The organism is Acinetobacter sp. NIPH 2100 (assembly GCF_000369805.1).
In the GTDB taxonomy this organism is placed as follows: Bacteria; Pseudomonadota; Gammaproteobacteria; order Pseudomonadales; family Moraxellaceae; genus Acinetobacter.
In genome coordinates this window covers 3,618,102-3,641,452 of record NZ_KB850224.1, presented here as the reverse complement: position 1 = coordinate 3,641,452, position 23,351 = coordinate 3,618,102, and the positions used below count along the sequence as shown (strand labels likewise).

At 42.5% G+C, this 23,351-nt stretch carries 18 protein-coding genes, 4 tRNA genes and 1 pseudogene; 15 read left to right on the top strand and 8 right to left on the bottom strand.

Features of this window, described 5'->3' with window-relative positions:
- Window positions 1–48 precede the first annotated feature (48 nt).
- Window positions 49–984, top strand: coding sequence for a hypothetical protein (locus F887_RS01285; protein WP_005147387.1), 936 nt, complete (start codon window positions 49–51; stop codon window positions 982–984).
- Between the two features lie 42 nt (window positions 985–1,026).
- Here the strand turns inward: F887_RS01285 and F887_RS01290 are convergent.
- The 7 genes from F887_RS01290 to F887_RS01320 form a co-directional block, all read right to left on the bottom strand.
- Window positions 1,027–1,102, bottom strand: a tRNA-Glu gene (locus F887_RS01290).
- A gap of 105 nt (window positions 1,103–1,207) precedes the next feature.
- Window positions 1,208–1,283, bottom strand: a tRNA-Glu gene (locus tag F887_RS01295).
- Window positions 1,284–1,496: 213 nt separating this feature from the next.
- The gene (locus F887_RS01300) at window positions 1,497–2,903 is read right to left on the bottom strand and encodes an amino acid permease (protein WP_005297394.1); all 1,407 of its coding nucleotides are present in this window, start codon (window positions 2,901–2,903) and stop codon (window positions 1,497–1,499) included.
- Between the two features lie 112 nt (window positions 2,904–3,015).
- Window positions 3,016–3,091, bottom strand: a tRNA-Glu gene (locus F887_RS01305).
- A gap of 24 nt (window positions 3,092–3,115) precedes the next feature.
- Window positions 3,116–3,191: transfer RNA gene (locus F887_RS01310), tRNA-Ala, on the bottom strand.
- Window positions 3,192–3,250: 59 nt separating this feature from the next.
- Window positions 3,251–4,759: a glutamate--tRNA ligase gene (gltX, locus tag F887_RS01315; protein WP_005297393.1), complete on the bottom strand. Its 1,509-nt coding sequence runs from the start codon at window positions 4,757–4,759 to the stop codon at window positions 3,251–3,253.
- Window positions 4,760–4,867: 108 nt separating this feature from the next.
- The gene (locus tag F887_RS01320; RefSeq protein WP_005297391.1) at window positions 4,868–5,173 is read right to left on the bottom strand and encodes a hypothetical protein; all 306 of its coding nucleotides are present in this window, start codon (window positions 5,171–5,173) and stop codon (window positions 4,868–4,870) included.
- 410 nt (window positions 5,174–5,583) lie between these two features.
- Here F887_RS01320 and F887_RS01325 point away from each other — a divergent pair, with 410 nt between their 5' ends.
- The 8 genes and pseudogenes from F887_RS01325 (at window position 5,584) to F887_RS01360 (ending at window position 14,802) form a co-directional block, all read left to right on the top strand.
- Window positions 5,584–6,579 carry a sulfate ABC transporter substrate-binding protein gene (locus tag F887_RS01325; protein WP_005297390.1) on the top strand — a complete coding sequence of 332 codons (996 nt, stop codon included), beginning with the start codon at window positions 5,584–5,586 and terminating at the stop codon, window positions 6,577–6,579.
- Window positions 6,580–6,776: 197 nt separating this feature from the next.
- Window positions 6,777–7,697: a 16S rRNA (cytosine(1402)-N(4))-methyltransferase RsmH gene (gene rsmH, locus F887_RS01330; protein WP_005297389.1), complete on the top strand. Its 921-nt coding sequence runs from the start codon at window positions 6,777–6,779 to the stop codon at window positions 7,695–7,697.
- Window positions 7,698–7,699: 2 nt separating this feature from the next.
- Complete coding sequence (locus F887_RS01335; RefSeq protein ID WP_005297388.1) at window positions 7,700–8,038, top strand: cell division protein FtsL; 339 nt, start codon at window positions 7,700–7,702, stop codon at window positions 8,036–8,038.
- A 10-nt stretch (window positions 8,039–8,048) separates the two neighbouring features.
- Window positions 8,049–9,882, top strand: a pseudogene (gene ftsI, locus F887_RS01340) (penicillin-binding protein PBP3).
- 3 nt (window positions 9,883–9,885) lie between these two features.
- Entirely contained in the window at window positions 9,886–11,385 is a 1,500-nt protein-coding gene (locus F887_RS01345) for a UDP-N-acetylmuramoyl-L-alanyl-D-glutamate--2,6-diaminopimelate ligase (RefSeq protein ID WP_005297385.1), read from the top strand.
- Between the two features lie 22 nt (window positions 11,386–11,407).
- On the top strand, window positions 11,408–12,805 hold the full coding sequence (locus F887_RS01350; protein ID WP_005297384.1) for a UDP-N-acetylmuramoyl-tripeptide--D-alanyl-D-alanine ligase: 1,398 nt from the start codon (window positions 11,408–11,410) through the stop codon (window positions 12,803–12,805).
- Window positions 12,806–13,924, top strand: a complete 1,119-nt coding sequence (gene mraY / locus F887_RS01355) for a phospho-N-acetylmuramoyl-pentapeptide-transferase (RefSeq protein ID WP_005297383.1) — start codon at window positions 12,806–12,808, stop codon at window positions 13,922–13,924.
- A 59-nt stretch (window positions 13,925–13,983) separates the two neighbouring features.
- Window positions 13,984–14,802 (top strand): putative RNA methyltransferase, encoded by an 819-nt coding sequence (locus F887_RS01360; RefSeq protein WP_005297381.1) that lies wholly within the window; start codon window positions 13,984–13,986, stop codon window positions 14,800–14,802.
- A gap of 15 nt (window positions 14,803–14,817) precedes the next feature.
- On the opposite strand, the gene ponA is transcribed toward F887_RS01360, so the two are convergent.
- Window positions 14,818–17,418, bottom strand: coding sequence for a penicillin-binding protein PBP1a (gene ponA, locus F887_RS01365; RefSeq protein ID WP_032863011.1), 2,601 nt, complete (start codon window positions 17,416–17,418; stop codon window positions 14,818–14,820).
- Window positions 17,419–17,580: 162 nt separating this feature from the next.
- Here ponA and F887_RS01370 point away from each other — a divergent pair, with 162 nt between their 5' ends.
- The 6 genes from F887_RS01370 to aroK all read left to right on the top strand — a co-directional run bounded on the left by F887_RS01370 (window position 17,581) and on the right by aroK (window position 23,336).
- Window positions 17,581–18,639 carry a pilus assembly protein PilM gene (locus F887_RS01370; RefSeq protein WP_005297376.1) on the top strand — a complete coding sequence of 353 codons (1,059 nt, stop codon included), beginning with the start codon at window positions 17,581–17,583 and terminating at the stop codon, window positions 18,637–18,639.
- A complete protein-coding gene (locus F887_RS01375; protein WP_005297374.1) occupies window positions 18,639–19,295 on the top strand; it encodes a PilN domain-containing protein in 657 nt (218 codons plus the stop codon). Before F887_RS01370 ends, F887_RS01375 begins: the two co-directional genes overlap by 1 nt.
- Entirely contained in the window at window positions 19,292–20,026 is a 735-nt protein-coding gene (locus F887_RS01380) for a type IV pilus inner membrane component PilO (RefSeq protein WP_005297372.1), read from the top strand. Before F887_RS01375 ends, F887_RS01380 begins: the two co-directional genes overlap by 4 nt.
- Window positions 20,027–20,028: 2 nt before the next feature.
- Window positions 20,029–20,556, top strand: a complete 528-nt coding sequence (locus tag F887_RS01385) for a pilus assembly protein PilP (RefSeq protein ID WP_005297371.1) — start codon at window positions 20,029–20,031, stop codon at window positions 20,554–20,556.
- A 61-nt stretch (window positions 20,557–20,617) separates the two neighbouring features.
- On the top strand, window positions 20,618–22,756 hold the full coding sequence (gene pilQ / locus F887_RS01390) for a type IV pilus secretin PilQ (RefSeq protein ID WP_171067497.1): 2,139 nt from the start codon (window positions 20,618–20,620) through the stop codon (window positions 22,754–22,756).
- A 19-nt stretch (window positions 22,757–22,775) separates the two neighbouring features.
- Window positions 22,776–23,336 (top strand): shikimate kinase AroK, encoded by a 561-nt coding sequence (gene aroK, locus F887_RS01395; protein ID WP_005297368.1) that lies wholly within the window; start codon window positions 22,776–22,778, stop codon window positions 23,334–23,336.
- Window positions 23,337–23,351 lie beyond the last annotated feature (15 nt).

Genomic DNA, 23,351 nt, shown 5'->3' with positions numbered 1-23,351 from the left:
GACGCTCATATGAAATGAGTCAGTAAGAAAGGGAAGAGGGAGAACATCTTGAATCGACAAGATGATAAAAAGGCGATGTTCGATATTATGCCAGCAGATGAATCATCATCTGATGAAAAACCATCATTATCACGTCGGCTGATCAATAAAACATTGCAACATGCACAAGATGCGGTTGAGTTTGCCAGCGATACTTCACGTAATATTGCGGGTGTGGCAGATGCGGCACTCGATGCCTTAGATCATGTGACACATCATACCAAGCGTGGTGTTGAAGGGGTGCGCAATACCGTGCGTGACATGGTTTCAGAAACCAGTGAGGCAGCACGTCAAGTCGCTTTGACGATGGCAAGAGCATCGTTGGGGAAAAGTAGTCTCACCTTATATTTACCTGAAATGCTGCTCAATAATCAGATCCGAAAACGTATGGATCGTTCTGAAATCGATGATATTAAAATTGAATGCGGCAATGATCGCTTCCACATCGAGTTAGATGGGCATTACCGTCGTTTTCTGTATCGTCTTTCGCTCGAATTCAATGTACTGGAATGCCGTATCGGGCAGGAAAAATATTTGCGTTTGCGTCAAGTTGATGAGCATCTTGATTTACAGATCCGTCATGGCGGTACTTTAACCAACTGGGCCGCACGTCGGGTGGGTAATGTCAGTTTTGAGGTGATTAATTCCTTACCGATTCCATTCCTGATTAATCATCTGATTCGCGATGTGCCGGGCATTCAAAAGGAAGGACACCGTCTTTGGTATATTGATCTGGAAGAAGCGGGTTTTATTGATTTCATTAATAATCGTTCTTGGATGGTTGATAAACTTCTAAGTCTGACCGATTTTAGTATTTTACCGGGTTTGAATATTCTGCAAGAAAGTCGTGATTTGGTACAACAACTGGTGGACCAATTTGAGATTCGAGGTTTACGAGTACAATCAGGCCGTTTAGAAGTTCAGGTCGGAATTGGAAGTGAATAGGCAATAAAAAAGCCACTGTCAATGCAGTGGCTTTTTAGAATTTGGCGTCCCTACGGGGATTCGAACCCCGGTTACCGCCGTGAAAGGGCGATGTCCTAGGCCTCTAGACGATAGGGACGTATCGTGAGGAGATTTACCTATGGCTAAGATATGAAATATATCATGTGCCGCTAGGCCTAAATTCTCGGCAAAAATATTAATCTTTGCTTTTCCTCGAATTTAGTGGCGTCCCTACGGGGATTCGAACCCCGGTTACCGCCGTGAAAGGGCGATGTCCTAGGCCTCTAGACGATAGGGACGTTTCAGAGGTGGGCGTATATTAGGGTGAATTAGATAGGGTGTCAAACACTTTTCTGAATAAAATTTAAAAAAAGTGAATAAGTGTCTAAAAATAAAACATATCGCAGAATAAATAATCAAAAATAAGTAGTTAAGCGAAAAAACCACCAAATAAATGGTATTTCTACAGACATAAAAAATGCAGCTTAAGCTGCATTTTTTATGGGATTTGATTATTTACGATCACGATAAAACAGGTAATGACTTAAATAACAGGCTGCAATAAACAGTAAACAGCCAATAAAGCCAGCCTGCATCTCAGGATCTGCTGCCATACTTAAACCGGTAATGAAACAGAAGATGAAACCGAGAATTGGGACAATTGGATAAAGTGGCGCAGCAAATTTCAAATCTTTTGCAGAATGGCCTGCTTTATACCACTGGCGTCTAAAGTTAAACTGACTTAAACAGATGCTCATCCACACGATCACCATGGTGAACGCAGCGATACCCAATAAATTCTTGAAAATTGTTTCAGGCGCAAAGTGCTCTGATAAAAGTCCTGGGATTGCACCAAACATCGTCACGACAAGCGCAATAATCGGTGTTCCACTTTTAGACAGTCTTGAGAAAACACTTGGTAACTGACGCTGATCTGACAGAGACCACATCATACGTGATGCAGCATACAGACCCGAGTTTGCTGCAGACAACAAGGCCGTAATAATCACAAAACGGATAATGTCATCGGCATAAGGAATGCCAATATAATTAAACACTGTAACGAACGGACTACTACTCACTCCTTCAGTACCCAAACCTGCCGCTTGGAAAGGAAGCAGTGCACTAATCACAATGATGGTACCCACAAAGAAAATTAATAAACGCCAGATGGCTGCATTAATCGCCTTAGGTACGTTTTCTGCAGGGTCTTTGGTTTCACCTGCCGCCACACCAATTAGTTCTGTACCAGAGAAGGCAAAGTTAACAATCAGCATGGTGGTAAAAATTGGAATTAAGCCTTGAGGGAACCAACCATGTGCAGTCAAGTTATGGAATAGTGGTGCTGATTCATAACCTTGGAAAGGAATGAGTCCAAAAATAGCCAGTAAGCCCAAAATAATGAAGGCAATCACGGTCACTACTTTAACCAAGGCCAACCAAAACTCAGATTCAGCAAACATACGTGTTGAACTAAGATTGAGCCCTAAAATGGTAACTGCAAAGATAATGGTCCAGATCCACATGGAAATATGTGGGAACCATTCCTGCATCAGCAAGGCGGCAGCGGTAAATTCTGTCCCTAATGTGGCAGTCCATGTAAGCCAATAGACCCAAGAAATCATGTAACCCGTGCCTGGACCAATATATTTTTGAGCGTATGCACCAAAAGATCCAGCAACAGGCATATGTACTGCAAGTTCACCTAAACAGAGCATGACCATATAGGCAATCAAACCACCTAACACATAGGCAATAATTGCACCCACAGGGCCAGTTTGAGCGATAACTTCACCAGAACCTAAAAATAAACCTGTACCGATTGCACCGCCTAAAGAAAGCATAACTAAATGGCGAGTGCTCATTGCACGTTTTAAAGTTTTTGATTCTGAATGCGTATTCGAGTTGGAAGATTGCATACGACAATTTGTCCAAGCATAGAGAAGCGGCTATTTTATGGAAAATTCGAAAATGTGCAATCTGATTCAGGCAAGATTGTGAGAAAAATATAATTATTAGATAAACAAAATTTGGCGTCCCTACGGGGATTCGAACCCCGGTTACCGCCGTGAAAGGGCGATGTCCTAGGCCTCTAGACGATAGGGACAGATGAGGCAACACAAATAAGGTTTGGTGGAGCCAAGCAGGATCGAACTGCTGACCTCTACAATGCCATTGTAGCGCTCTACCAACTGAGCTATGACCCCCAGATTGTGTGAGCGCAATATTAGGGGGAATGCGCTCACACGTCAATCATTAAACTGAATTAAGTCTCACTATTTGCATCATTTTTCGGCAGTTTTAGTGATTCATTTAGCTTTTCCCAAACTTTCAGTTCTTTCTTGCTTGGCGCACCCACAATCTCTAAAGCATGACGCAAGCGTGCAAAGGTCAAATCTGGACCTAATGTCACCATTGATTGCATTACAGGTGTTGAGCTGGTTGAACCTGCAATCGCAATAAAGAAGGCTGGCATGAAATCACGAAGTTTAACTTCCATCTGATTGGCCAAGTCCATCAAGGTTTGACTTACCGTGTCATTATTCCAGCTGAACTGACTTTCTAAGCGCCAAATTGCAAACTGTAGGCTCTGACGAACTTGTTCTTCTGTCAGTTTTTTGCTTTCGAATTGCGCTTTGTCGATTTGTGGCATGTGATTGAAATAGAAACCTGCCCAATTCACTGCTTCAGAGAGTAAGTTGATGCGTGGTTGAATCGCTGCAGCAATATCTTCAAGTGTTTGACGGTCACTTTTCCACGCCAATAAACGGTCTAACAGTTGCCCTGGTGTCAATCCTTTGATCCATTGACCATTGAGCCAGTTCAGTTTCTCAACATCAAAGATCGGACCGCCAAGAGAAACACGTTGTACATCAAAGTTTTCAATCATGTCTTGTAGGGTAAATACTTCACGCTCATCAGGCATTGACCAACCCATACGACCTAAGTAGTTCAACAATGCTTCTGGCAATACCCCGATGTCGCGATAATAGTTGATTGAGGTCGGGTTTTTGCGTTTAGACAGCTTTGATTTATCTGGATTACGCAACAATGGCATGTGGCATAAGGTTGGCATTTTCCAACCGAAGTACTGATAAAGCAATTGATGCTTCGGTGCTGATGGCAACCACTCTTCACCACGTAATACGTGAGTGATTTCCATTAAGTGGTCATCTACTACGTTTGCAAGGTGATAGGTCGGTAAACCATCTGTTTTTAACAGGACTTGCATGTCGACTTGTACCCATGGAATCTCAACTTCACCACGGAGTAAGTCATTAATTTTACAAATGCCTTCCTCAGGTACTTTCATACGAATAACGTGAGGTTCACCCGCAGCGAGACGACGTTGTACTTCTTCTGAAGATAATTTTAAGCCACGACCATCGTATTTAGGTGTTTCGCCACGTGCTTGTTGTTCAGCACGCATTTGATCAAGCTCTTCTGCGGTTGCAAAACAATAAAAAGCATGACCTTTTTCAACCAATTCTAAAGCATATTGCTTATAGATACCCATACGTTCAGATTGGCGATAAGGGGCATGTGGACCACCAACATCTGGACCTTCAGACCAATTCAACCCTAACCAGCGCAAAGAGTCTAAAATCATTTTTTCAGATTCTGGGGTTGAACGAAGTTGATCCGTATCTTCAATACGTAAAATAAATTCACCGCCATGCTGTTTGGCAAAACATAAATTAAATAACGCAATATAAGCAGTACCTACATGGGGAAAACCTGTAGGAGAAGGCGCAATACGGGTACGAACTTTCATAAATGATCGGGGCTTAAATTAAAATTGAGACTATTATAACGAAAAAGCCTAGTCACGGCATGACTAGGCTTGATTTAAACATGTGAAGGGGCACATATTTAAAAAATATTAAGAAGTGTGTGGTTGGAATATGATTTGAACGAAACGAGAAAAACGCTCATGTTGGCTTGCAAAGAAGGTCTGAGTTGGTGTTGTACGAATCGTATTCAACATTTTTAACTCATCATCTGTTGACGGCAACATCGATGTATTACGTTTTTGTTGATCCAGTGCTTTGACAATCAGGCTTGAAGAAGATTTATCAAGCGTTTTTATGTTATTGCTTTCTTTAATTGCTGCCGCATGTCCAAGTTGGACAGAACATGCTAAAAATAGGCTTAAACTTAGTGTTTTTTTCATATTTAATGCTCGCATTGCTCACATCCCCTTCATGATATTGAGTCTACAAGACTAACCAAACGACTATACTATTGCTTTAATAATACGATTCAAACATAAATCTTAATACAAAAGTTGATATATGTCACACTTTTTACAAAAATATAAAAATTTGACACATCCTGTTGTGTATTTATAGCACTATGGCTACTTTATATACAACTAGAATCTAGCAAGTAAATGTGTAGAAAAAGTGGAGAATGATAATTTTTCTCATTTTGCCACAAAAATAAAAGGCTGGATATTCTTTTAATGCAGGAAATACAGGCCATTGCTATATCTTAAAAACAGAATAGTAATAAATATATTGGTATAACTATATGATTGTAAAATATTTTTAAAGAAATATAGTGGTGACAAATGGGGCGAAATGAGTAAACAATATAATGAAAACTGTCATCGCAGCGGCATTGTTGGCGTTGGGCTTAAATGGTGTAGCGCAAGCAGCAACCACTTTTTTAAACGTGTCTTATGATCCAACACGTGAATTTTATCAAGAATATAATCAAGCATTTGGCCAGTACTGGAAAAAAAGAACAGGACAGGATGTTGATTTTAAACAGTCACATGGTGGTTCGGGTAAACAGGCACGTTCAGTCATTGATGGCTTGCAGGCAGATGTCGTAACGCTCGCATTGGCCAATGATATTGATGAAATTGCCAATGCAGGTTTAATCCGTAAAGACTGGCAAAAACAATTTAAAGATAACTCTGCACCTTATACCTCAACCGTAGTGTTCTTGGTGCGTAAAGGCAATCCAAAAAATATTCGTGATTGGAATGATTTGACGAAAACCGGTGTTGAAATCATTACACCAAATCCAAAAACGGGTGGTGCACCACGCTGGATTTATTTATCGGCTTGGGGTTATGCGTTGAAACAACCCGGCGGTAATGACGCCAAGGCACGTGAATTGGTGAAAAAGCTCTATCAGAACGTCAAAGTTTTAGACTCAGGTGCGCGTGGATCATTAACCACTTTTGCTGAGCGTGGTATTGGTGATGTGCTGTTGTCTTGGGAAAATGAGGCGTTATTGGCAACTCAAGGTTTAGGGAAAGACAAATTTGAAATTGTGTATCCATCCATTTCGATTTTGGCTGAACCGTCGGTGGCAATTGTTGATAAAACCGTCGATAAAAATGGCAATCGTCAGCTGGCACGTGGTTACTTAAATTTCCTGTATTCACCTTTAGGGCAAGATCTGGCAGCAAAATATTATTTCCGTCCACGTAATCCACAAGTTGCTGCCAAATACGCTCAGCAATTTCCAAAGATTAAACTGTTCAAGATTAATGACGTATTTGGTGGTTGGGCAAAAGCGCAAAAAACACATTTTGTGAATGGTGCGATTTTCGACCAGATTTATGCGGAAAAACCATAAATTTAGTTCTTATTTAGATTGGCAGAAAAAGTAGAAAAGCAAATACGCGCTGTATTTGCTTTTTTGTTGGCTGAAAAATGATAAGAAAACGGTTTTATCTATGAAAAGTTAAGAATTCTCTACAAAAAGTCGTTTGGTGCTGACATAAAACAAGGTGATAATGTGCAGTTACATTTTCAGCTGTTGATCCATTTCTTATGTCGCATATTTCTGTCTTACTTCATGAAACCGTTGATGGCGTATTGGCAGGTCGCGATACTGGTATTTTTGTCGATGCGACTTTTGGTCGCGGTGGTCATACCAAGCTATTACTTTCAAAACTCGACCAAAATGCGCGTGTTTACGCTTTCGATAAAGATCCACAAGCCCTTGAAGTTGCAGCACAATTAGAACAAGACGATCCACGGTTTAAAATTATTCATGCCAGTTTTGCGGATATTCAAGCTGAGCTTGCCAAAATTGGCCTGACTGAAGTCGATGGTATTATGGCTGACTTAGGTGTGTCATCACCGCAATTGGACCAAGCAGAGCGTGGTTTCAGCTTTATGCAAAACGGGCCACTGGATATGCGAATGGACAATTCGCAAGGCTTAACCGCAGCAGAGTGGTTGCTTCAGATTGAAGAAGAAAAACTAGCAAACATTATTTACCAATATGGCGAAGAACGTTATAGCCGTCGTATTGCCAAAGCCATTAAACTGGCAGGTGAAATGACAACGACAGCCCAACTGGCAGAAGTGGTTAAAACCGCACATCCAAAGTGGGAAAAGCATAAGCATCCTGCAACGCGTACTTTCCAAGCGATTCGTATTGCCATTAACAAAGAACTCGATGATATCGAGACATTTTTACCGCAAGCTGTCACATTATTAAAACCAACTGCACAACTGGCAGTGATTAGCTTTCATTCTTTGGAAGATCGTTTAATCAAGCAGTTTATTCAAAAAGAATCGAGTTTGGCCGAAGATTCAGGCTGGGGCATGCCTCAAGCACAGGTTGATACTCGACGTTTAAAGAAAGTTTCTCGTATTCGTGCGAGTGAAGCAGAAGTAAAAGCAAATCCTCGTTCACGTAGTGCATGGCTACGTGTGGCTGAGCGTTTAGAGCAAAAAGGCTGAGAATGAACAACAAGAATGATGACGACGTTAGACCAAGCAGCAGAAAAGGACTGAAAAAGGTTGTTGTGTATGCTGTACTCGTTGCATTGGTGTTTACAAGTGCGATGATGGTGGTGTTCCAAGTATTTGAATACCGCCATGATTATCGTGACTTGAGTGCATATATGCGTGAAAGAGATGATTTAAACGCTGAATGGGGGCGTTTATTGATTGAACAGCAAACCTTTGGTGCAACCGCACAGATTGGTTCTCGCGCAGTCACACAACTCCGTATGTTCTCACCGCCAGCAACGCAGACGGTCGTGATTTCTTTACCTATGACTTCAAAGCAAGATAAATAAGGCATGCTGTATGGCAGATAAGCGAAGTAAACCAATACGAAAAAAACAGCAGTCTATTTCTGAAAGACCGACCCTTGCTTTGGATATGTGGCGATTTTATCTGCTTTGGGGAACGGTGCTGCTTTGTTTTGTGGTGTTGATTGCCCGTGCGTTCTATGTGCAAGTGGTCAATAAAGACTTTTTGCAAAATAAGGCCAATGCCAATATTTTAAGAACTGAACGTCTAGAGGCGATGCGTGGCGTGATCAGTGACCGTCATGGTGTACCTTTGGCAATTAGTACACCGATCATGAAAATTGTGATGGACCCAAGAGATTATTGGGAAACCAAACAACAATTTGACGAGATTACCGCTGAACTCAAAAAAGATCCGAATAATCGCAAATTAAAACGTCAATTGCCTGATAAAAACTTGAACCTAGATGAACTGGCAGATGCTGTTGGTGTCGATCGGGCAGATTTAAAGAAACAAATGCAGGCTCGTCCACGTTCACGTTATTTAGTTTTGCAAAAAGAAATTCCACCACAGCAAGCTGACCTAATTACCAAGCGCAATTTCCAAGGTGTTTATGCAGAGAAAAGCTATAAACGCTACTATCCGCAGCCTCAACCCAATGCCCAAATTATTGGCTTGACCAATAGTGAAGGAATGGGGATTGAAGGTTTGGAAATGCAACTGAATAAACAGTTGTCAGGGATGGACGGTGAACAGAAAATTATCCGTGATAAAAAGGGTAATCGTCTCAAAGTTTCAGAAGTGATTAAAGAAGTTGAATCAGGTGAAAATGTCACGCTGAGTATCGACTCACGTTTGCAATATATTATGTACCGTGAATTGACCGCTGCGGGTGTCGCCAATAATGCGCGTTCAGCAACTGCGATTGCAGTTGATGTTAAAACGGGTGAAATTTTGGCGATGACCAGTTGGCCATCTTATAACCCGAACGATAAAAACGGTCTCAGTAATAAAGATGCGATGCGTAACCGCGGCGCGATTGATATGTTTGAGCCGGGTTCGACCATGAAGCCATTTACCGTGGCTGCTGCGCTAGAAAGTGGTAAATATACGCCGAATACCATTGTAAATACCTCACCGGGTTCGATGCGTTTAGGTTGGCATACCATTCGTGATACGCACAACTATGGTGCTTTAACTGTTTCTGGGGTGATTATCAAATCTTCAAACGTAGGCTCGGCAAAAATCGCTTTATCACTACCGAAAGATACAGTTCCTTCATTCTTTAGACGTGCTGGTTTTGGTCATCGTTCAGCGGTGAAATTCCCTGGTGAAAGTTCTGGTTTGCTTTATTCGGGTGATAAGCTTAATCCGTCTCAGTTGGGAACCATGGCCTATGGTTATGGTTTGAACGCGACCATTTTGCAGGTTGCACAAGGTTATGCCATGTTGGCAAATCATGGCGTGCAAATGCCATTAAGCTTGCGTAAATTAGACAAAGCACCAGAAGGGACACAGGTATTAAGTCCTAAAATTGCCGATCAAGTCTTAACCATGCTTGAACAGGTGACCATGCCAGGCGGAACTGCCAAACAAGCCGTGATTCCGGGGTATCGTGTCGGGGGTAAAACAGGGACAGCACATAAATTACGTGCAGACCGTAAAGGGTACTCAAACAGTGAATATCGTGCTTTATTTGCAGGTGTTGCACCAATCAGTGATCCGCGTTTAGCCATGATCGTCGTGGTTGAAAACCCGCAAGGTCGTTATTACGGTGGTTTGGTTGCAGCGCCTGTATTTGCGCGCATCATGCAAGAGTCTTTACGCCTTTTGAATGTGCCTTTAGATAAGCCACTTGATACTTCTATAAAATCCAATCCGTAGGTAAATTATGTCGATTCGTTTTCAACAGATACACCCGATCAGCATAGATGCGGCTTGGTATACACAGCCATTTAAAGGCTTCAGTTTAGACAGCCGCAAAGTTGCTTCTGGCCAAATTTTTATTGCTTTAAATAGCTATAGCCAACCTGAAAAAACACGCCAGTTTGCGCAAAATGCTTTGGATGCAGGCGCATTGGCTGTGATCAGTGAGACTGAATTAGGTCTCGCAAACGAATGGGTCTGTGCTGATGTCCGTTATCAAATGGGTGAATGGCAACAGCAATATTTACAAGCAGCCGATCCTGTTCAGCCATTACGCGGTATTGCGGTGACAGGAACCAATGGAAAAACCACCATTTCACGCCTGATCGCGGAACTGATCAGTTCACAAGGCAAAGGTTGTGCAGTGATGGGCACGACAGGCAATGGTATTCTGCCAAACTTAACCCCATCCACGCATACCACTTTGGATGCACTGCAACTACAACATGCGTTACATGACTATGCTAAACAAGGCGCGAGTTTTGTCGCACTGGAAGCCAGTTCACATGGTTTGGAGCAAGGGCGCCTGAACGGTTGTGAGCTTGAAATTGCGGTGTATAGTAATTTAAGTCGCGATCATCTTGATTATCACGATACGTTGGATGCTTATGCTGAGGCCAAAGCCTTATTATTTAAATTCACGACTTTAAAAGCAGTGGTGATTAATTTGGATGATGCGCATGCACATTTGATGTTGAATGCCGCTCAAGCAAATCCATCGCAACCCAAGATTCTCAGTTATTCTTTAACCCAAACGACGGCTGATTATCATATTGCAGATTTGCAATACCGTTTAAGTGGTGCAAGTTTTACTCTGATTAGCCCAACAGGTGCTTATCCGGTACAAAGTCCATTGCTTGGACAGTTTAATGTCGAAAATTTATTGGCAAGTCTGATTGCAGCAGAGTATGCAGGCTTTGCCTTGGCTGATTTGATTCAGTTCGTACCGCAACTCAAAGGTGCGCCTGGCCGAATGCAGGTAATTCAAGATGCCGAGCGTTTATTTGTTGTCGATTATGCACATACACCTGATGCCTTGATTCAAGTACTGACCACATTGAAACGTCATGTCACGGGTCGGTTATGGGCTGTATTTGGTTGTGGCGGAGATCGTGACCGTGGTAAACGTCCGCTGATGACTCAAGCTGCACTTGATCATGCCAATCCCGTTGTGCTTACTTCGGATAATCCGCGCACTGAAAATCCTGAACAGATTTTTGCGGATATGAAGCAAAGCATCAATTTCGCAGAACATGAGATGCATGAAATTCATGATCGTCGTGAAGCGATTAAATGTGTGGTGGCACAAGCCCAAGCAGGTGATATTGTGGTGATTGCGGGTAAAGGACATGAAAACTATCAGGAAATTGATGGAGTTCGTCATTGGTTTGATGATGTGGTTGAAGTGCAGTCTGCGATAGATGCACAGCCTCATCCTGTCGATTCAGCCTATCCTGCGCAATAAGGTCAAAAGGTAAATAAAGCGTATGCATACTTCAACAACCAGTACTGTTCCATTACAACCTTGGACCGCAGAACAATTACAACAAGCCACACAAGGGCAGTGGTATCAGCAGAATCTTCCGCAAGGTGAAATTAAACGTATTCTAACGGATTCGCGTCATGCAGAAGCAGGCGATGCTTTCCTTGCATTAAAAGGTGAGCGATTTGATGCGCATAACTTTGTGGCACAAGTGGCTGCACAAGGATGTCAAATTGCGATCGTTGAGCATCCTGTCGATGCTGATATTGCACAGCTGATCGTCAAAGATACGCGTTTGGCTTTGGGGCAGTTGGGTGCTTATCGCCGTCAACAAAACCCGCAGTTGAAAGTCATTGCCTTAACAGGCAGTAGTGGTAAAACCACCACTAAAGAAATGCTGGGCAGTATTTTATCTCGTTTGGCACCGACACTGATCACGCGTGGCAACCTGAATAATGATCTTGGTGTCCCGATGATGTTGCTTGAATTACGTCAAGCGCATCAATATGCTGTGATGGAGTTAGGTGCTAGCCATCAAGGTGAAATTGATTACACCTCAAATTTGGTGCAGCCGCATGTAGCAGGAATTTTGAATATTGGTACAGCACACTTAGGTGAATTTGGTGGGCGCGAAGGTATTTGTCGTGCTAAATCAGAAATCTATGCGCATATTTTGCCTCAAGGCACGGCAATCGTTCCTGCGCAAGATGATTATGCAACAACCATTCGTGAAAATGCTCAGGCCCATTCGATTCTGAGTTTTGGTGAGGGTGGTGATGTTTTTGCGACAGATGTGCAATTGCATCCTCAATCGGCACAATTTAACTTACATACACCACAAGGCAGTCGTGCGGTAAATTTACCATTTGCAGGTGCGCATAATGTACAGAATGCAACAGCAGCGACCGCATTCGCTTTAGCGATAGGCATTGCACTGGATGATATTGTACAAGGCTTAGAGCAAGCACAAGGCGCCAAAGGTCGTCTGAACTTTATTCAACAGCAACATCACTTATTTATTGATGATACCTATAATGCGAATCCAACCTCAATGCGCGCAGCAGCACAGGTTTTGTTGCAGCAGCAAGGTTTAAAAGTCATGGTGATGGGAGATATTGGGGAGCTGGGTGAAAGCAGTTGGCAAGAGCATCATGATCTCGGACGAGACTTGGCATCATTGCCGCTAGAGCATTTGGTGGTGGTTGGTGAATTCGCTAAAGCAGCGCAACAAGGTTCATCTCATTCAGAAAAGTTACATGCATTTGCAACACAGGCAGAAGCATTACCGTTTTTAATTAATTTAGTCCAAACACATCAACCCCAGTCAATGAGTTTCCTATTCAAAGGGTCTCGTTATACCCATATGGAAACGTTGATGGCTGACTTGATGGAGAAAATTTAAATGTTGTTATGGTTATTTGAGCAATTGGCGGACTATAACAGTTCGTTTCAAGTTGTTCGTTATTTAACATTGCGCTCTTTGTTGAGCTTACTGACGGCCTTGACGATCGGACTGGTTTTAGGCCCAGTCATGATTCGTAAATTACAAGCATTAAAATATGGTCAGGCAGTGAGTTCTTTTGCGCCTGAAAACCATGCCAAAAAAATGGGAACCCCGACCATGGGCGGGATTCTCATTTTGCTCTCCATTGGGATTAGTACATTGCTGTGGGCAGATTTATCCAACCCATATGTTTGGATTGTACTGGGTGTCATGGTGGTATTTGGTGCTGTCGGTTGGGCAGATGACTGGATTAAAGTTCGTTACAAAGACAATGCCGGTTTGCCAGCACGTAAGAAGTTCTTCTGGACTTCGGTGGCGTCTTTGGGTGCAGGTATTGCCTTATATGTAATTGCGAAACAACAAGACAGTGTCGAGCATACGGCAGATATGCTGGATTTGCTGATCCCCTTCTTCAAGAATCTTTCCATTCCGCTTTCAGCTGTGCCATTGGGTTTAGCTTTTATTGCATTCACTTACTTGGTGATTAATGGTGCATCGAATGCAGTTAACTTGACCGATGGCTTAGACGGTTTGGCAATTATGCCAATTGTTATGGTTGCGGCAGGCTTAGGTGTATTTGCTTATTTATCGGGTGATATTCGTTTTGCCAATTATTTACATATTCCGTATGTGAAATATACCTCTGAATTGGTGGTGATCTGTTCGGCAATGATCGGTGCTGGTTTGGCCTTCCTTTGGTACAATGCCCATCCAGCGCAAGTATTTATGGGTGATGTCGGTGCATTGGCACTGGGTGCGATGCTCGGTACCATTGCAGTGATGGTGCGTCAGGAAATCGTATTTGCCATTATGGGTGGGGTATTCGTGATGGAAGCGGTGTCGGTGTTCTTGCAGATCGGCTCATTGCGGATGCGTAATAAGCGTGTTTTCTTGATGGCACCTTTGCATCATCATTATGAAAAGCAAGGCTGGAAAGAAACCCAAGTCGTTATCCGTTTTTGGATTATTACCATTTTCTTGGTTGTCCTTGGCTTAATGACGCTAAAATTACGTTAAACCATGATTCAAGAAAGAAGCTGGTGAAGACCAGCTTTTTTTATGTTTGGAGAAAATAGATGAGTTTGTTGATGTGTCCTGTTTGTCGCCAATCCTTGAATTTGGTTGAACATTCATGGCGATGTGAAAAAGGGCATCATTATGATGTCGCCAAACAAGGCTATGTCAATTTACACGTGGTGCAGCATAAACATAGCAAGTCACCCGGAGATACACCTGAGTCGGTACTGGCACGCCGTGAGTTTTTGCAAGCAGGTTTTTATCAGCCTTTACAGCAAGCTGTGGTTGAGCTGCTACAGCAACTTAAACCAAAAGCAGTTTTAGATATTGGTTGTGGTGAGGGTTATTACACCAGTGCCATGCAAGCGCATACCCAGCAGTGTATTGGTGTCGATATTGCCAAAACAGCCGTACAGCGCGCTGCAAAGTTAAATACAGACGTGATATGGGTGGTGGGAACGGGTGCAACCTTGCCAGTTCAAGATCATTGCATTGATATGTGTACCAGTCTATTTAGCCCAATTCCACAAGACGAAATAGTGAGAGTATTGGGTGATGAGGGCTTTTTACTTGTCGTGACGCCTGCACCAAGACATCTCTATGATTTGCGCGAAGCGTTATTTGAGCAAGTAAATTTGCATGAACCTCAAAAATTTGTAGAGCAGCTAGATGCTCAGTTTGAGTTGAAGCAAGCACAAATTGTTGAAGCGCCAATGCAGCTAGATCAAGAGGCTTTAAAGAATTTAATTGCGATGACGCCTTATGCTTATAAGGCGAATCCTGAACGACGCAAAGTACTTGAGCAAACGCAGCAATTTGCGGTGACTGCCGCCTTTCAGATTTATCTGTTCCAAAAAAGAAAGAAGCCATCAATATGATGGCTTCTTTTTTATTTACTGGATTTGATTGATCAAATGTTCAATCCCATCCTTTTCTTTTGGCGGTGGGTTCTGTGAGTTTGAACCCATTGCAGGTGGCTGCTTTTTCGCTGGGACAATCGGTTGTTCATCAGTCACTGGGGTTGTTCCAGGTAAGTCTGAAAAATCATTTTGTGTTGAGCGAACAGGTGCAACTGGTGCAGGACGATAAAGTGGACGCGCCAATGGTGGAGAGGCGCGATATTCTTTTTTATCTTCACTTTGTTGGATCTGTAACTTATCACGAGAGATTGGATCTTTCGCTTCTTTATCCAAACGTACCCAAGCAGATGGCGTATCTTTTAAAGATTTGCCCATAAAGTTGGTCCAGATCGGAAGGGCAGCAACGCCACCATATTCACGACGACCTAGTGTACGCGGTTGGTCAAAGCCCACCCATGCGATCGCAACCAACTTACCATTGAAACCAGCGAACCAAGCATCTTTTGCATCATTGGTTGTTCCTGTTTTACCACCTAAATCATCACGACCAATTTTAAGTGCAGCTCGACCGGTACCGTGTTGGATTACATCACGGAGGATGTTCGCCATATCATAAGCAGAGCTTGATTTTAAAATACGTTGCGCTTGACGATAGTCACTGTTGGTTTTTGCTGTTTGGGTCGCATCCGCAGTCAATATTGGTGCTTCAGAGGCAGCAGTTACATCATCTAAAGTCTGATTGGTCACTTCAGTTACTTGGTCTTTAGATTTATCTTTGCCTGCTTCAGCAGTTTGCTGTTCTGTACCTGAATTTGGATTACTGATACATGGGATACATGCGTAGTCAGGTTTTGCTTCATAAATAACTTTGCCTGAAGCATCTTCAATGCGCTTAATGAAATGTGGTTGGACGCGATATCCGCCATTGGCAAAAGTGGCATAACCTGTTGCCATTTGTACAGGTAGTACCTGTGGTGTACCGAGTGCAATGGTGTAGTTACGTGGAATCTGGTCTTCTTGTAGACCAAAATCCATAAATAATTGGCGTGTACGTTCAATTCCAACGTTCTGTAATAAACGTACTGAAACTGTGTTTCGGGATAAATAGAGGGCGCGACGTAAAGGGATCATTCCTAGGTAACGGCCATCAGAGTTTCTTGGAGACCATTTGCCAATGGTGATTGGACTATCATTGACCATGCTATAAGGGGTCATGCCACGTTCTAAAGCCAAGGCATAAACGAATGGTTTAATGGTTGAACCCGGTTGTCTCCAGCCTTGTACAGCACGGTTAAATTTAGATTGATAAAAGTTATATCCACCCACTACCGCTTCAATTGCACCATCATTTGGATTGATCGCAATAAGTTGACCTTGAACTTTGGGTACTTGAACCAACGACCAGACCGTTTTGCCCTCATTCGGGCGTAGACGAATAATATCTTTGACTTTGACAATTTGTGATGCATTTGATGGCGCACCACCGACACTATTGGCATTGCGATATGGACGAACCCATGACATACCAGACCAATTAACGGTCACTGTTGAACCATCCTGCATCAATGCATCAAAAGAATTATTGTTGACCTTGATGACTTGTGCTGGATAAGTATTCGCATAAGCGATGAACTGTTTAAGTGGTTTGTCATGTGCTTCAGGACCACGCCAGCCATGACGACGGTCATAGGCTTCCAAACCATCTTGAATCGCTTGCTCTGCATAACGTTGGCGGTTGCTATCAATCGTGGTGTAGACCTTGTATCCAGAGTCAACCGCTTGCTCGCCAAAGTGTTCGACCAGTTCTGAGCGAACCATTTCCCCTACATAGGGAAACACGTTGCTCACTGAACGATCCATCATATTTAAATTGATCGGTTCTGCGACGGCTTGTTGATATTGGTTTTGGTTGAGATAACCCAGTTGTAACATACGCCCTAAAATCCAGTTTCGACGTTCAAGTGCACGCTCTGGATTGACCACTGGATTGTATTTGGACGGTGCTTTAGGTAAGCCTGCAATCATTGCCATTTGTGCAGTGGTCAGCTCATTCAGATTCTTGTTGTAATAGACACGTGCAGCAGCTGCAATACCATAGGCATTTTTACCAAGGAAAATTTTATTGACATAAGCGGTCAGAATTTCTTGTTTTGTTAAGTTCTGCTCGATTTTACGTGCCAGAAAGACTTCGGTTAGTTTGCGTCTAAGTGTTCGATCTGGACTTAAATAATAGTTCTTTGCAACCTGCATGGTAATGGTTGAGCCCCCAGTTTGGACATCAGAACCAGTTACAGATTCGGTTAGCGCCCGCCCGAGTCCTTTGAAGCTAATGCCATTATGCTCAAAAAAGGACGAATCTTCAGCCGCTAAGAAGCCATGAATAAACGTTGGAGGGATCTGTTCATACTTAACAGGAATCGATAATTTTCCGCCATATTCCGCAATCAGCTGATTATCTGTCGTGTAGACTTGCAATGGTTTTTGTAAAGGCGCTTTTTTGAGTGAGCTCATATCTGGCAGTGAAGGTGCGAGATAGAGATACATGCCATAAAATCCCATTGGAAGTGAGACTAAGATAATAATAACGATCAAAAAAAATGGCCGAACAATACCAGAACTGGATAGCTTTTTCATAATAAGTAAGTTTTAATAAGAGCGAATGGCAAACTAATTGTGGTCAGTATATCCTTTAGAAATGCGGATTGTTAGATGAGTTATTGTATCCGTAGCAATTAAAGACCAAAACAAATTAGTGTGTTGTATTTTTGGGGATAAAAAAATAAATAGGAAAGTACTGTGCTCAGGTTATATCGTAAACCAAATAAGGGGTTAGTGGGTGTCGATATTAGTTCGACAACTGTTAAATTATTGGAGCTCTCTGTAAAGAACGGTAGATATTGGGTTGAAAGTTATGCAGTGATGCCATTGCCTGAAAGCAGTGTGGTTGAAAAAAGCATACTGAATCCAGAGGCGGTAGGTGATGCGCTTGAGAGGGTCATTAACCTTGCAAATCCTCACACCACCAATGTTGCTATTGCGGTGCCTACTTCTATGGTCATTAACAAGATTATAGAAATGGATGCCGACATGTCGGATGAAGAACGAGAAGTTCAAATTCGTATGGATGCTGAGCAATACATTCCGTTCCCATTAGATGAAGTAAGTCTTGATTTTGAAGTTTTGCCTGATCGTTTGGCTAATCCAAATCGGGTGAATGTACTCTTGGTCGCTACGCGTACCGAGAATGTTGATACACGTGTAGAAGTGCTGGAACTTGCGGGCTTGACCGCAAAAATTGCAGAAGTTGAAAGCTATGCAATGGAGCGGGCATTCCAAGTATTTGCAGACACCCTGCCGATGGGGGCAAATACCGTTGGCATTTTAGATATTGGCCATACCATGACCACTTTATCTGTGATGCAAAAAGGCAAGATTATCTATACACGTGAGCAAGTATTTGGCGGCCGCCAATTGACTCAAGATGTACAAAGTCGCTATGGCTTGTCTTTTGAGGAAGCTGGTCGTGCCAAAAAAGAAAGAAGCTTGCCTGATGATTATGATACCGAGGTCCTTGAACCCTTTTTAGATGCAGTGGTACAACAGGCTGCACGTTCACTTCAGTTCTTCTTTTCATCTTCTCAGTTTAACGAAATTGACCATATTCTGTTGGCTGGCGGGAATGCCAATATTCCAGGCCTTGCCAAGTTATTACAACAAAAACTAGGTTATCGCGTCACCATTGCCAATCCATTTCTACAAATGGGTTTCTCTCCGCAAATTGATATTAAAAAAATTGAAAATGATGCTTCCTCTTTAATGGTTGCATGTGGTTTGGCATTGAGGAGTTTTGATTAATGGCAAAGATTAACTTACTCCCTTGGCGTGATGAGCTAAGAGAACAAAGAAAGAAACAGTTTGTCGCATTTTGTGTTGGGGTTGCTGCATTAGGGGTTGCATCGGTTTTTTCAGGGTGGATGTATTTTGATCATAAATTGAATGATCAAGAGCAAGCCAATCAACTGATTGTCAGTACCAACCAAAATTTAGATACGCAATTAAAAGCACTCGACGGTTTGCAAGAACGCCGCAATGCCATCATTGAGCGTATGAAGCTCATTCAAGGTCTACAAGGGCAACGTCCTGTTACGGTTCGTTTGGTGGATGAATTGGTACGGGTGACTCCACCAACTATGTATTTAACCAAGTTTAGCCGGACAGGCGATAAGTTCACGATTGAAGGGAAGGCGGAAAGCCCGAATACAGTTGCTGAGCTACTACGTAACTTAGAAGCTTCGCCTTGGTATCGTAATGCCTTTATGAATTCATTCTTGGCGGTAGACGAAAATAAAAATAAAGATAAAACAGCAAGCTCGCTGGTTCCTCGTGTTGAGGAAAATTATGGCAGCTTTGTTGTGACTGTCGATTTGGGTGAGATTGGTACAACTGCAGAAGCTGCACCAACATCAGAACAGGCCGCATCAGGGGTAGCAGCAGCGGGAGTGGCGAAATGAACCAAGATGAATTGAATCAAGACACTGTCGCTGCAAAGAAAAAGAAGATGTCCGTCGAGCAATTCTTCCAGCAATTTAATACGCTGGATATGAATAATTATGGTAGTTGGCCGCTCTCGGTTAAAATTACCTGCTGGATTTTTGTCTTCTTGGCTGTTGCTGCCTTGGGTTATTTTGTGGTGATCAAGTCTCAACTTGAATCGATTGCAAATGAGCAAGCCAAAGAGCAAAGTTTGCTCAATGAATTTAGAGAAAAAGACTCAAAATTACGTAATTTGCAGCAATATCAAGCACAACTTCAAGAAATGGAAGCGAACTTTAATCAACAATTAGAACAGTTGCCAAAAGAAACAGAAATTCCAAGTCTGGTTGAGGACATTAACTTAACCGGCGTGAACTCTGGTCTGAAGTTTAAAAATATCCGTCTTGAGAGTGAAGTTAAACAAGAGTTCTTTATTGAACAACCAATCAGTATTGATGCCACAGGCGACTATCATGCTTTTGGCGCCTTTGTTACAGGTATTGCGGCTTTGCCTCGTATCGTAACCTTGCATGACTTTACCGTTGAAGCAAAAGAGGATACGCAGAAAAAATCAGACATCCCTGTTGTGAATTATACCGTCAAAGCAAAAACATATCGTTATGTCGGGGCGGATGAACAAGCAAATAATGCTGCGGGTGCACCAACAACTCAAGCAGCGACTACTCCACCTGCGCAAGGAGGAAAATAGTAGTGAATAACTATAAATTATTACTGAGTTTATTGATTGGGTTAACTCTGGTGGGGTGTGACTCTCGGATTGATGCCGTGAATGAGAAGATGGCAGAAATTCGTAATCAGCCACCTTTGCCGATTGAACCTGCACCGATCTTTACCCCTGTGCCATTGTTTAACTATTCAGCACATCAGCTTAAAAGCCCGTTTATGCCAAGTTCTTTGGCAGCTGAGTTAAAAATTATGGCGGGTAAACGTGTGTATCCGAATTTTAATCGCCAGCCACAACCTTTAGAAAGTTATGCGCTGGAATCGTTGAATATGAAGGGCAGTATGCGGGGTAAAACCAGCAATACCATTGCGCTTATTCAAACACCAGATGGTCAAATTGAACGTGTGCAAGTTGGTAGTTATTTGGGGATGAACCAAGGACGTATTATTAAAATTAGTCCAACCCAAATAGATTTGGTGGAGATTGTACCTGATGGTCGTGAAGGCTATGTCGAAAGACCTCGTACACTCGTTTTAATTGGACCAGCACCGTAAGATTAAGGGAATAACAATGAAAAAACAGTTTAAAGATTCTTTATTTGGGGAAGCGAAGACCATGAATCATGCATTCCGTCAATTTTCTATGGGTGCAATCGCGATTGCAGTGATGCAAGTTGCATCAGCGCAAGTGAGTATGACCAATATTGTACCAATGAGCTTAGCAGCAGATCAGGGCACGGAGATTCGTGTCATGTTTAACGGTCTTCCACCGCAACCGCAGGCCTATCAACTTGAGCAGCCTTCTCGTTTGATTTTGGACTTTGATAAAGCACAGCAGAGCTTGACGAAAAATTCGATTCCGGTATCGACTGCTGAAGCCAGCTCGGTAGAAGTAGCATCAGATGACCAGCGCTCTCGAGTCATCGTAAATTTAAAAGATGCAGGTGCGTTTACGACACGCATTGAAGGCAATACCTTTGTATTGAAAATCAATTCAGCAAAACCAACGACAATCAACAGTCCAGCTGTGGCTACACGTCAGGTACAACAAGGCGTTTCTAATATTGGTTTCCAGAGAGGGAACCAAGGTGAAGGGTTGGTTGTGATTGATTTGTTGGGCAATAACACCCCAGTCGATGTGCAGCAACAGGGCAGTAAAATTGTGGTGCGTACTGCGGGAAATAAAATTCCGATGCATTTAGCACGTCGTTTAAATACCAATGACTTTGCCACCCCCGTTGCAAGTGTTGATGCTTATAACGATAAAGGCAATGGTGTGATTACCATTCAATCTGCGGGTAGCTATGAATATATGGCGTATCAGGCAGAGAATAAACTAACCATTAGTTTAAAACGACCAGAAGAGAAGTCCACAGCAAAAGCAAAATCACAAAGCTATACGGGCAACAAAATCTCTTTAGATTTCCAAGATATAGAAGTTCGTCGAGTATTACAGTTACTGGCAGACTTTACTGGGATCAATATGGTGGCAGCAGATACAGTGCAAGGCAATATTACGTTGCGTTTAAAAGATGTGCCATGGGATCAGGCTTTAGATATTGTATTAAAAACCAAAAATTTGGATAAACGCCGTAATGGCAGTGTGATTTGGATTGCACCTGTTTCTGAGTTAATTAAGGCCGAAGAAGAGGAAGCCAAAGCAATTGCACAGAGTGTGAAGTTAGCACCACTGCAAACAGAATATATCCAATTAAGCTATGCGAAAGCAGCGGATATTGAGAAGTTAATTACACAAGGTAAAAATGCAAATACCAATAATAGTGGCAGCTCTGGTTCTGTTAGTAATGATACGTTGGCTGGAGGTTTATTGAGTCCAAGAGGTACGGTATCAACAGATCCAAGAACCAATACTTTGATTATCAATGACACCTCGCAAAAAATTGATCAAATTCGCAAGATGGTGGATTTGTTGGATGTGTCTGTTAAGCAAGTGATGATTGAAGCGCGTATCGTCAGTGCCAGTACCGATTTTACCCGGGAGATGGGGGTGAAATGGGGCATTTTATCACAGGGGATCAGCAGTAATAATGATTTATTAGTGGGGGGTAGTGATACGACCTTATGGAATTTACGTAAGCCAGAGAAAGATAGTGATACGGGTGGTTGGAAATATGAGATTGAACGCCCAGATAACTTGAATGTCGACCTAGGTGCAGTGACACCTGGTGCAAGTCGTATCGCTTTTGGTTTGATCAGCCTGTCTGACTTTATGTTGGACCTAGAGTTATCAGCCGTGCAAGCGGATGGTTATGGTGAAGTCATTTCTACACCGAAAGTGATGACTGCAGATAAACAACCAGCAAAAATTGAATCAGGTAAGAAAATTCCGTATACCTCTTCTTCGGGTGGCGGGGTAAATGCTGTACCTAAAACGGAATTTATTGATGCAACGTTGAGTCTGGATGTTACCCCAAGTATTACACCTGATGGTAAGGTGATGATGAAGCTGAACATTACTAAAGACTCACAAAGCACACCAACACCAACGGGTCAATTGACCATTAATAAAAACCAAATCGATACCAATGTCTTGGTGGACAATGGTGAGACTGTAGTGCTCGGTGGGATTTTTGAACAAGAAAACATTAGTTCTCAAGTAAAGGTGCCGTTCTTAGGTGATCTACCTTATGTTGGGCGTTTATTCCGTCGAGATATGAAAACAGACAATAAACGTGAACTGCTTATTTTTATTACGCCGAGAATTGTTAATGACACTTTGACGAGAAATCATTAATATATTTTCAATAATTGCAATGAATATAGGTGGCGCGTTGCCAAGCAAAGCGTTTGAAACCCTACCAAATATCTATTTGGTAGGGCCAATGGGGGCAGGGAAAACAACAGTTGGTCGGCATTTAGCAGAATTGTTAGGTCGAGATTTTATTGATAGTGATCATGAAATCGAGCGTAAAACAGGTGCGACAATTCCATGGATTTTTGAAAAAGAAGGCGAAGTAGGGTTCAGATTGCGTGAAACCAACGTATTGAATGATCTAACCTCTCGTTCACTCTTGGTATTGGCGACGGGCGGTGGCGTGGTGACTCAACCCCAAAATCGCGAATTTTTAAAACAACGTGGTATTGTTATTTATCTTTATACGCCTGTAGAGCTGCAATTACAGCGCACCTATCGCGATAAAAATCGCCCATTATTACAAGTTGAAAATCCAGAACAAAAATTACGAGATTTATTGGCGGCGCGAGATCCTTTATATCGCGAGGTTGCACACTATATCATTGAAACAAATCAAGGTGCAGCGCGGGATTTAGCACAACGTATTTTGAACGTTATTTTATCTAAACAAGTTAAGTAGTTTCTGGTTGGTTTA